Consider the following 10,279-nt stretch of genomic DNA (forward strand, 5'->3'; position numbering starts at 1 on the left):
GCGGCAGGGCCGACCGGGCGCTCAACCATGCCCGGATCCAGGCATGGTTCCGTGCGATACCAGTCGCGGAACCGTCGGGCAATGGCAGGAAGCGAATCCAGTCGATCTTTCGTACTGGTTAGGCTTTCAAATGTTCGCAAGGTTAAAGTTGTTTCCATGCATGCCTGGCCCGCCTCCGAGGTTCCCGCCCTGCCTGGTCAGGGGCTCCCCCTCCGTATCCACGACACCGCAGCGGGCACAGTCCGGGAGGTCGTGCCGCAGGACGGCACCGCCCGGATCTACGTCTGCGGCATCACCCCCTACGACGCGACCCACATGGGCCACGCCGCCACCTACAACGCGTTCGACCTGGTGCAGCGCGTCTGGAAGGACGCCGGCCACGACGTCCTGTACATCCAGAACGTGACCGACGTCGACGACCCGCTGCTCGCCCGTGCGGTCGAGACCGGCCAGGACTGGACAGCCCTGGCCGAGCGCGAGACGGCCCTGTTCCGCGAGGACATGACCGCACTGCGCATGCTCCCGCCGGCCCACTACATCGGCGCCGTCGAGTCGATCCCGTGGATCGTCCCGATCGTCCAGAAGCTGCTGGCCTCCGGCGCCGCCTACCAGGTGGACGGCGACATCTACTTCTCGGTCGACGCCGACCCGCACTTCGGCGAGGTCTCCGGCCTCACCCACGAGGCCATGCGCCCGGTCTTCGCCGAGCGCGGCGGCGACCCGGACCGCCCCGGCAAGCGCAACCCGCTGGACGCCCTGCTCTGGCTGGCCGCCCGCCCGGGCGAGCCCGCCTGGGACACCGAGCTCGGCCACGGTCGCCCCGGCTGGCACATCGAGTGCGTCGCCATCGCGCTGCAGTACCTCGGCATGTCCTTCGACATCCAGGGCGGCGGCAGCGACCTCTCTTTCCCGCACCACGAGATGGGCGCCGCGCACGCCCAGGTCGCCACCGGCACCCACCCGTACGCCAAGGCGTACGTGCACGCCGGCATGGTCGCCCTGGACGGCCACAAGATGTCCAAGTCCCGCGGCAACCTGGTCTTCGTCTCGGCGCTGCGCCGCGAGGGCGTCGACCCGGCGGCGATCCGCCTGGCGCTGCTCTCGCACCACTACCGCGCGGACTGGGAGTGGACCAAGAGCACCCTGGACGAGGCCGTCGAGCGCCTCGCCCGCTGGCGTGCCGCGGTCTCCCGCCCGGACGGTCCGGCGGCCGAGCAGCTGCTCGCCCAGGTGCGCGAGGCGCTCGCGAACGACCTGGACGCGCCCGCCGCGCTGGCCGCGGTCGACCGCTGGGCGGACCGGCAGGAGGCCGAGGGCGGCACCGACACCGGCGCGCCCGGCCTGGTGACCCGCACCGTGGACGCCCTGCTCGGCGTCGCGCTGTAACCCCGCACCACACACCGAAGGGGCGTCAGGACCAGGTGTCCTGACGCCCCTTCGCCCGTACGGTGGTCACTCCTCCTCGGCGCCGTCCTGGCTCTCCCGGGCGCCGCCCGGTGCCTCCGGATCGGCCGGCCGCTCCGCCGTGGCGTGCCCCGCCACCGGCTTCTCGCCGGTCGGCCCGACGTTCTCCCGGCGGCGCAGGTAGCGCTCGAACTCGCGGGCGATGGCGTCGCCGGAGGCCTCCGGCAGCTCCGCGGTGTCCTGCGCCTCCTCCAGCTGCTGGACGTACTCGGCCACCTCGCTGTCCTCGGCGGCCAGCTGGTCCACGCCGAGCTGCCAGGCCCGGGCATCCTCGGCGAGCTCGCCCGGCGGGATGCGCAGGTCCAGCAGGTCCTCCAGCTTGTTGATCAGGGCCAGCGTGGCCTTCGGGTTCGGCGGCTGCGAGACGTAGTGCGGCACCGCGGCCCAGAGCGTCACGGCCGGCACCCCGGCGTGGGTGCAGGCCTCCTGGAGCACCCCGACGATGCCGGTGGGGCCCTCGTAGCGGCTCTCCTCCAGGTCCAGCCGGCGGGCCAGCTCCGGGTCGGAGGTGACCCCGCTGACCGGCACCGGGCGGCTGTGCGGGGTGTCGCCGAGCAGCGCGCCCAGGATCACCACCAGCTCGACGCCCAGCTCGTGCGCGAAGCCCAGCAGCTCGTTGCAGAACGAGCGCCAGCGCATGCTCGGCTCGATGCCGCGGACCAGCACGACGTCCCTGGTCGTCGGTTCCGTCACCCGGATCACCGAGAGCCGGGTGGTCGGCCAGGTGATCCGGCGGATGCCGCCGTCCAGCCAGACCGTGGGCCGGTTGACCTGGAAGTCGTAGTAGTCCTCCGCGTCCAGGGCGGCGAACACCTTGCCGCCCCAGGTCTCGTCCAGATGCGCCAGAGCCGCGGAGGCGGCGTCGCCCGCGTCGTTCCAGCCCTCGAAGGCGCAGACCATCACCGGGTCGATCAACTCGGGAACATCTTCCAGCTCGATCACCCAGCGTCTCCCTCCGGTCGGCGGTCGGACCTGCGCCGCCCCGGCTGGCCTGCCGGGGCGCCGACGGGCCGGCTGCCGACTGTCGAACCTCTCGTCTCCCATGGAACGCCTCGCCCCATGGTCCCTACCTGCCCAGCCTACGGGCTTTGATGCGCACCGCGGCCGGGCACCGGGACAGTCTGGGGGAGCGGGGCGCCGCGATCCACCGGATATCGCAGGCCCGGAGCTGACGGTCCGTCAGTCATTCGTCCGGGTGCGGACCGTGCCCGGGTGGTGGCGCAGCGCGACGGCGGCTCCCCCCGGTGCGGCGGGCGGGCGGTGGACCGGCCGGGGCCGGCGAGGGCGCGACCGGGTGCCCCGCCTCGGCGCCCCCGGCCGCCGGACGGCCGGCTGGTCCCTACTGTGCGGCCACCCAGCCGCTCCGGTAGGCCGCCCAGTGCTCGGGCAGCGAGGCGAAGTCCACGTACAGTGCGACGCCGAAGTTCGCCCGCTGCCGGTCCTCCCGGCCCAGGCCCAGCCGGACGCCGCGGACGGCGGCCCGGACGGTCTCGGCGTCGCCCCAGTGGCCCCACTTGTCGTCCCAGTAGAAGGGCAGGCCCATCAGCAGGTCCACGTCGGCCGGGGTGGCCCGCAGGGCGAGTTCGGTCTGCCGGGCGACGTAGCCGCCGTACAGCGGCTCGGTGGGCATCGAGGTGTCGTAGCTCATCACCGCGATCTGGTCGACCCGGCGGGCGGTCTCGGTGAAGTACGCCTGGTCCCACCACTTGCCGTGGTCGGTGAGCAGGATGCCGGCCGTGTGCAGGCCCGGGACCGGGTCGATCTGCGGGGCGGCCACCGAGAGCTTGGCGCCGCGCGCCGCGGTGACCGGGCGAACCTGGTCGAGCAGGGCCAGCCAACCCGCCGAACCGGGGCGGATCGGCTCCATGTCGAAGTGCACGCCGTCGAAGCCGAGGTCGAGCACCTGCCGGGCGGAGGCGGTGACGCGGTCCCGGGTGGGGCCGTCCTCCAGGTCCAGGGCGTCCTTCTCCGGCTTGACCTCGTCACCCAGCCAGCTCTGCAGCCGCACGCCCGGCAGCGCCCGGTGCACGGTGTCGGTGAACCAGCGCCCCCGGGGGTGGACGGCGGGCGGCAGCGAGCCGTCGTGCTCCAGCGGGCCGGTGTGCACGTACAGGTCCCGGATGCCGGTGCCGGCCAGCTGCTGGACCAGTGCGGCCACGTCGGCCTCGGTCTTGCGGCCGTCCACCCAGGCGTGGCCGAGCCACAGGGCGTCCCGGCCCCGGGTGCGCGCCTCGGCGGCGGGCTCGCCGGTGTAGTGCAGCCGGAACATCACGAACACCGAGCCCAGCGCGGTGGCCGGCACGGCCACCACCAGTGCCAGGACGAGCAGTGCCCGGCGCCACCGGGACCAGGCCCGCCAGCGGTTGCGCAGCGCCCGGAACGGGGCCGTCAAGGCCCGACCGGCCCACTGCGCAGAGGTCCGGAACCGGGCCATGCGCTTGCTCCCCCCTTGCGGTCGAGCGCCCAGGATACGGAATGGAACGGCGGGCCGAGCCGTCGGCCGGATACCCTGGCCGCGTGCGTGCCCGAGCAAGCGGGTCCGCAAAGCCGACAGCCGTCGCACCAGGGAGAAGCCCCATGGCCACAGCAGCCACCCCGTCCATCACTCAGCAGAGCCGCGCGAACGCGCTGCGTGAAGCGCTCGCCACCCGGGTGGTGGTCGCCGACGGTGCCATGGGCACCATGCTCCAGGCGCAGGATCCGACGCTGGAGGACTTCCAGGACCTCGAAGGCTGCAACGAGGTCCTCAACATCACCCGCCCGGACATCGTCCGGTCCGTCCACGAGGCCTACTTCGGGGTGGGCGTGGACTGCGTGGAGACCAACACCTTCGGCGCCAACTTCAGCGCGCTCGGCGAGTACGAGATCTCCGACCGGATCTTCGAGCTGTCCGAGTCCGGCGCCCGGATCGCCCGCGAGGCGGCCGACGCCCACGCCGCCGCCGACGGCCGCACCCGCTGGGTGCTCGGCTCGATCGGCCCCGGCACCAAGCTGCCGACCCTCGGCCACGCCCCGTACGCGACGCTGCGCGACGGCTTCCAGCAGAACGCGGCCGGCCTGATCGCCGGCGGCGCCGACGCGCTGCTGGTCGAGACCAGCCAGGACCTGCTGCAGACCAAGGCCGCCATCCTGGGCTCCAAGCGGGCCCTGGCCGAGGCCGGGCTGGACCTGCCGGTGCTGGTGCAGGTGACGGTGGAGACCACCGGCACCATGCTGCTCGGCTCGGAGATCGGCGCCGCGCTCGCCGCGCTGGAGCCGCTGGGCGTGGACTACATCGGCCTCAACTGCGCCACCGGCCCGGCCGAGATGAGCGAGCACCTGCGCTACCTGGCCAAGAACGCCCGGATCGGCCTGTCCTGCATGCCGAACGCGGGCCTGCCGGTGCTCGGCAAGGACGGCGCCCACTACCCGCTCTCCCCGGCCGAACTGGCCGACGCCCACGACGTGTTCACCCGCGAGTACGGCCTCTCGCTGGTCGGCGGCTGCTGCGGCACCACCCCCGAGCACCTGCGCCAGGTGGTCGAGCGGGTCCAGGGCCGCCCGATCGCCCCGCGCGACCCGCGGCCCGAGCCCTCGGCGGCCTCGCTGTACCAGGCGGTGCCGTTCCGCCAGGACACCTCGTACCTGGCGATCGGCGAGCGCACCAACGCCAACGGCTCGAAGAAGTTCCGTGAGTCGATGCTGGCCGGCGACTGGCAGGCCTGCGTGGAGATCGCCCGCGACCAGATCCGGGACGGCTCCCACCTGCTGGACCTCTGCGTGGACTACGTCGGCCGCGACGGCGTCGCCGACATGAAGGAGATCGCCGGCCGGCTGGCCACCGCCTCCACCCTGCCGATCGTGCTGGACTCCACCGAGCCGCCGGTGCTGCAGGCCGGCCTGGAGGCGCTCGGCGGCCGCGCGGTGCTCAACTCGGTCAACTACGAGGACGGCAACGCCCCCGACTCGCGCTTCGGCAGGATCGCCTCGCTGGCCCGCGAGCACGGCGCCGGCCTGATCGCGCTGACCATCGACGAGCAGGGCCAGGCCCGCACCGCCGACAAGAAGGTCGAGATCGCCGAGCGGCTGATCGCCGAACTCACCGCCGACTACGGCATCGACGAGGGCTCGATCCTGGTCGACTGCCTCACCTTCACCCTGGCCACCGGCCAGGAGGAGTCCCGCCGGGACGGCATCGAGACCATCGAGGCGATCCGCGAGCTCAAGCGGCGCCACCCCAAGGTGCAGACCACCCTCGGCCTGTCCAACATCTCCTTCGGCCTCAACCCGGCCGCCCGGGTGGTGCTCAACTCGGTCTTCCTGCACGAGTGCGTGGAGGCCGGCCTGGACTCGGCGATCGTGCACGCCTCCAAGATCCTGCCGATCTCCCGCATCCCCGAGGAGCAGCGCGAGGCCGCCCTCGACCTGGTCCACGACCGCCGCCGGGACGGCTACGACCCGCTGCAGCGCCTGCTGGAGCTGTTCGCCAACGTCTCCGTCGCGTCGGCCAAGGCCTCCAAGGCCGAGGAGCTGGCCGCGCTCCCGCTGGAGGAGCGGCTGCAGCGCCGGATCATCGACGGCGAGCGGAACGGCCTGGAGGCCGACCTGGACGAGGCGATGACCGGGCGCCCGGCGCTGGAGATCATCAACGACACCCTGCTGGCCGGCATGAAGGTGGTCGGCGAGCTCTTCGGCTCCGGTCAGATGCAGCTGCCGTTCGTGCTCCAGTCCGCCGAGGTGATGAAGACCGCGGTGGCCCACCTGGAGCCGCACATGGAGAAGTCCGACAGCGAGGGCAAGGGCACCATCGTGCTGGCCACCGTCAAGGGCGACGTCCACGACATCGGCAAGAACCTGGTCGACATCATCCTGTCCAACAACGGCTACAACGTGGTCAACCTGGGCATCAAGCAGCCGGTCTCGGCGATCCTGGACGCCGCGCAGGAGTACAACGCGGACGTGATCGGGATGTCCGGCCTGCTGGTGAAGTCCACCGTGATCATGAAGGAGAACCTGGAGGAGCTGAACCAGCGCAAGCTGGCCTCCAGCTACCCGGTGATCCTCGGCGGCGCCGCGCTCACCCGGGCCTACGTCGAGCAGGACCTGCACGAGATCTACGAGGGCGAGGTCCGTTACGCCCGGGACGCCTTCGAGGGCCTGCGGCTGATGGACACGCTGATCGCGGTCAAGCGCGGCGTGCCCGGCGCGACCCTGCCGGAGCTCAAGCAGCGCCGGCACGCTCGGGTCGAGGTGGAGGAGCCGGAGCCCGAGGTCAACCTCGGCCAGATCCGCTCCGACGTCGCCGTCGACAACACCGTGCCCACCCCGCCGTTCTGGGGTGACCGGATCGTCAAGGGCATCCCGTTCGCGGACTACGCCTCCTGGCTGGACGAGGACGCGCTGTTCAAGGGGCAGTGGGGCCTGAAGGCCGCCCGCACCGGCGAGGGCCCGTCGTACGAGGAGCTGGTGGAGACCGAGGGCCGGCCGCGGCTGCGGGCCTGGCTGGACCGCCTGCAGACCGAGGGCTGGCTGGAGGCGGCCGTCGTCTACGGCTACTACCCGGCCAACTCCAAGGGCGACGACCTGGTCGTCTTCCACGAGGACGGCACCGAGCGCACCCGCTTCACCTTCCCGCGCCAGCGGCGCGGGCGCCGGCTCTGCCTGGCCGACTTCTTCCGCCCGGAGGAGTCCGGGGTGCGGGACGTCGTGGGCCTCCAGGTGGTGACCATGGGCAACCGGATCTCGGAGGCGGCCAACGAGCTGTTCGCCGGCAACTCCTACCGGGACTACCTGGAGCTGCACGGCCTCTCGGTGCAGCTGGCCGAGGCGCTGGCCGAGTTCTGGCACGCGCGGGTCCGCTACGAGCTGGGCTTCTCCGGCGAGGACCCGCAGGACGTCAAGGACATGTTCGCGCTCAAGTACCGCGGCGCCCGCTTCTCGCTCGGCTACGGGGCCTGCCCCGAGCTGGAGGACCGGGCCAAGATCGCCGAGCTGCTGAAGCCGGAGCGGATCGGCGTGGTGCTCTCCGAGGAGTTCCAGCTCCACCCGGAGCAGTCGACGGACGCGATCGTGATCCACCACCCGGAGGCGAAGTACTTCAACGCGCGGTAACGCGTGGTTCGCCCTCCGTTCGCTCTTTTCGGACGAAGCGGGCGTATCCTGGATGATCCTGAACGGGCCGGTCCGCTCACCAGCGGGTCGGCCCGCGCCTTCCCCGGGTCGCCCGGGGCCTGCCGGAAGGACCCCTGCCATGACGACCAGCTCCACCGCCACGCGCATCCTCGACCACGGGGACGACCGCGGGCTCCAGGCGGTGCTGCTCGACATGGACGGGACGCTGGTGGACACCGAGGACTTCTGGTGGCAGGCCGAGGCCTCGCTCTTCGCCGAGCTGGGCCACGAGCTGGACGAGGCGGACCGCGCCCACGTGGTCGGCGGCCCGATGAGCAGGGTGATGGACTACCTGGTCGCCCGGACCGGGGCGGACATCGCGCCGGCCGACCTCGGCGTGCTGGTCAACCAGCGCTTCGTCGACCTGCTGGCCGGTGGCGTGCCGCTCATGCCGGGCGCCGAGCGGCTGCTCAACACCCTTGCCGCGCACGGCATCCCGGCGGCCATGGTGTCCGCCTCGCACCGGCACGTGATCGACATCGTGCTGCGCTCGCTGGGGGCCCACCACTTCGCCTTCACCATCGGCGGGGACGAGGTGCCGCGTACCAAGCCGTTCCCGGACCCGTACCTGGAGGCGGCCCGGCGGCTGGGTGCGGAGCCGGCCCGCTGCGTGGTGATCGAGGACACCCCGACCGGGGTGCGGGCGGGCGAGGCGGCCGGCTGCCCGGTGGTCGCGGTGCCTTCGGTGGCGGCGATCGAGCCGGCTCCGGGACGGCTGGTGCTGCCCTCGCTGGAACAGGTCGACCTCGACCTGTTGCGCTCCCTGGTCGCTTCGCGAGTGTGATTGTCATCTCATTGCGACCCGGCCCTACTCGCCGGTAATCGGCCTGGAGGGGCTCCGAGCCGGAGTCGCCGGGGGAGAAAACGGGCATTGACTGACAACTCGTCGGGCGTGCCGTGGTGCCCTGAACTACCGTGTCCCAAACGTCATCTGCGTGGGTACCGGTCGTGCGTGTTCGATATGGCACGCTACTCCGAGTTCGTGCCACCCAGAAGGACGCGCCTCGTGAAGACTTCAGCTGAACGCCTGGCAGTACTCGGTTGCGCCGGCCTGGTCGCCGTGTCGGCGGCGGGCTGCGGATCGGTGACCGACGTGGTCAAGGGAGACGGCGGCAAGTCGATCACCATGGGCACCAGTCAGCTGACCAGTGCTCTGGACCCGGCGGTCGCCTACGACTCCGGGTCCTGGCTGGTGCTGCGCAACACCTACCAGTCGCTGCTCACCTTCCAGGCCGCCGCCAGCGCGCCGTCCCCGGACGCCGCGCAGTCGTGCGAGTTCACCGGCAGCGAGGCCACCGAGTACCACTGCACCCTGAAGTCCGGGCTGAAGTTCTCCAACGGCCACCCGCTGACCGCCCAGGACGTCGTCTACTCGATCGAGCGCACCAAGAAGATCAACGACCCGAACGGCCCGGTCGAACTGCTCGACTCGATCAAGTCCGTCGAGGCCAAGGGCGACAACGAGGTGCTCTTCCACCTCTCCGCGCCCGACGCCACCCTGCCGGCCAAGCTGGCGAGCCCGGCCGGCGCCATCGTGGACCACCAGGTCTACCCCGCCGACAAGGCGCTCCCCAACGACAAGCTGGTCGGCTCCGGCCCGTACCGCTTCGACTCGGTCGAGACCCCGAGCGGTGGCAAGCAGCTGGGCAAGGTCGTGATGTCGGCCAACGACAAGTACAGCGGCGAGGCCAAGCTGCGGAACAACAAGTTCACCGTGCGGTACTTCGACAAGGCCGAGGACCTGAAGGCCGCGCTGGACAAGAGCGAGGTCGACCTCACCGACAACAGCCTGGAGCCGAACACCGCCGCCCAGGTCCGCTCCGACCAGCAGGGCGGCAAGACCGACCTCCAGGTGGCCGAGGGCGACAGCAACGACACCCGCACGCTGGTGTTCAACACCAAGGACGCGCTGATGAGCAACGTCGCCGTCCGCCAGGCCGCCGCCCAGATGATGGACCGCAAGGCGCTGGCCCGCGACGTCTTCGCCCGTACCGTCCAGGCGCTCTACTCCCTGGTCCCGGCCGGCCTGCCCGGCCACACCACGGCCTTCTTCGACCGCTACGGCGACCAGGACGTGGCCAAGGCGAAGAAGATCCTGACCGACGCCAAGATCCAGACCCCGGTCAAGTTCACCCTCACCTGGTCCCGTTCGCGGGCCGGCAGCAACGAGGCCGAGACGCTGAAGAAGCAGCTGGAGACCGGCGGCCTCTTCCAGGTGACGCTCGCCCAGGAGTCGGACTGGGACTCGTACCGCAAGGGCTGGACCGAGGGCAAGTACCAGGCGTACGTCATCGGCTGGTTCGCCGACTACCCGGACCCGGACAACTACCTCGCCCCGCTGCTGGTCAACGGCGGTGCCTACCACCACGGTTGGGACGACCCGCGGATCAGCCAGCGACTGGTGCCGGAGGGACTCAAGCAGACCGACCGCAGCGCCGCGGCCGCCACCTACGCGCAGATCCAGCAGATCGAGGCCGAGAACGTGCCGATGATCCCGCTGTACCAGAACAAGTCCTTCTACGCGTCGCGCTCGTACGTCACCGGCGTCGAGGCCACCGTCGACACCACCGGCTACTTCCGCTTCTGGGAGATCGGCCGGACCAACAAGTAGCGCCCGCAGGACGGCGGCCCGTCCGCTTCCCCCGTCGGTACGGGGGAAGCGGAC

6 protein-coding genes are annotated in these 10,279 nt (G+C 71.5%); 4 read left to right on the forward strand and 2 right to left on the reverse strand.

The features are described 5' to 3' along the window. Positions 1–156: 156 nt before the first annotated feature. Positions 157–1,386 (forward strand): cysteine--1-D-myo-inosityl 2-amino-2-deoxy-alpha-D-glucopyranoside ligase, encoded by a 1,230-nt coding sequence (gene mshC, locus ACFU7Y_RS31390; protein ID WP_224282335.1) that lies wholly within the window; start codon positions 157–159, stop codon positions 1,384–1,386. A gap of 66 nt (positions 1,387–1,452) precedes the next feature. Here the strand turns inward: mshC and ACFU7Y_RS31395 are convergent, their stop codons facing one another. Further along, positions 1,453–2,406: a PAC2 family protein gene (locus ACFU7Y_RS31395; protein WP_224282336.1), complete on the reverse strand. Its 954-nt coding sequence runs from the start codon at positions 2,404–2,406 to the stop codon at positions 1,453–1,455. 397 nt (positions 2,407–2,803) lie between these two features. Continuing rightward, entirely contained in the window at positions 2,804–3,898 is a 1,095-nt protein-coding gene (locus ACFU7Y_RS31400) for a glycoside hydrolase family 18 protein (protein ID WP_224282021.1), read from the reverse strand. 143 nt (positions 3,899–4,041) lie between these two features. Between ACFU7Y_RS31400 and metH the strand changes: the two genes are divergently transcribed. The 3 genes from metH (at position 4,042) to ACFU7Y_RS31415 (ending at position 10,225) form a co-directional block, all read left to right on the forward strand. After that, a complete protein-coding gene (gene metH, locus ACFU7Y_RS31405; RefSeq protein ID WP_224282022.1) occupies positions 4,042–7,554 on the forward strand; it encodes a methionine synthase in 3,513 nt (1,170 codons plus the stop codon). Between the two features lie 139 nt (positions 7,555–7,693). Beyond that, entirely contained in the window at positions 7,694–8,398 is a 705-nt protein-coding gene (locus ACFU7Y_RS31410) for an HAD family phosphatase (RefSeq protein ID WP_224282023.1), read from the forward strand. Between the two features lie 222 nt (positions 8,399–8,620). Next, positions 8,621–10,225 carry an ABC transporter substrate-binding protein gene (locus tag ACFU7Y_RS31415; RefSeq protein WP_224282025.1) on the forward strand — a complete coding sequence of 535 codons (1,605 nt, stop codon included), beginning with the start codon at positions 8,621–8,623 and terminating at the stop codon, positions 10,223–10,225. Positions 10,226–10,279 lie beyond the last annotated feature (54 nt).

Source organism: Kitasatospora sp. NPDC057542, assembly GCF_042801945.1.
Lineage (GTDB): Bacteria > Actinomycetota > Actinomycetes > Streptomycetales > Streptomycetaceae > Kitasatospora.

Bases quoted from the DNA above. Each gene is read 5' to 3' on its own strand.
- ACFU7Y_RS31410 (WP_224282023.1), top strand. From the start codon at position 7,694: ATGACGACCAGCTCCACCGCCACGCGCATCCTCGACCACGGGGACGAC.
- metH (WP_224282022.1), top strand. From the start codon at position 4,042: ATGGCCACAGCAGCCACCCCGTCCATCACTCAGCAGAGCCGCGCGAAC.
- ACFU7Y_RS31400 (WP_224282021.1), bottom strand. From the start codon at position 3,898: ATGGCCCGGTTCCGGACCTCTGCGCAGTGGGCCGGTCGGGCCTTGACG.
- mshC (WP_224282335.1), top strand. From the start codon at position 157: ATGCATGCCTGGCCCGCCTCCGAGGTTCCCGCCCTGCCTGGTCAGGGG.